The sequence below is a fragment of the Pseudomonas sp. 32_A genome (genome assembly GCF_017490905.1).
GTDB classification, from domain to species: Bacteria; Pseudomonadota; Gammaproteobacteria; order Pseudomonadales; family Pseudomonadaceae; genus Aquipseudomonas; species Aquipseudomonas inefficax.
Window position 1 is genome coordinate 1 of record NZ_JAFGYI010000258.1, and the last position, 482, is coordinate 482.

The following is a 482-nucleotide window of genomic DNA, read 5'->3' on the forward strand; positions in this document are numbered from 1 at the left end:
GTAGGTGAGGTTGTTGCGTTCGAGGGTGGTGAGCGGGCCCGGCTCCTCGGCCACATGGCCGCTCCAGCCGAACCAGAGGCCCTCGTGCTCACGTATGGCGGCCTCGATGGCGACGGCGAGGCCGCCCGGCGCGGCCGGATGGTTTTCATCGGGCACCATCACCCGGTTGGAAATCACCACGAGGCGCGGCATAGACCTTACTCCCAGCCGATGGAGAGGCGAATGGCCGAATTGATCAGACCCGCCATGGAATAAGTCTGCGGGATGTTGCCCCAGAGCTCGCCGGTGTGCGGGTGCAAATCCTCGGATAACAGGCCGTAGCGGTTGCGCGCGGCGATCAGCTCCTCGAACAGGGCGCGGGCTTCGTCGCGGCGGCCGATGGCGGCGAGCGCGTCGAGGTACCAGAACTTGACCACCAGGAAGGCGGTTTCCGGTACGCCGAAGTCATCGGGCGCGGCGTAGCGCAGCAGCTGGCCGTTGAC

The 482-nt window shown here is 66.6% G+C and carries 2 pseudogenes; both read right to left on the bottom strand.

The annotated features are described in order from the left end of the window. Positions 1 to 192, bottom strand: a pseudogene (locus tag J5M58_RS26570) (trehalose-6-phosphate synthase); the annotation flags it as partial. Positions 193 to 197: 5 nt separating this feature from the next. Then, positions 198 to 482: pseudogene (locus J5M58_RS26575) on the bottom strand (glycoside hydrolase family 15 protein); the annotation flags it as partial.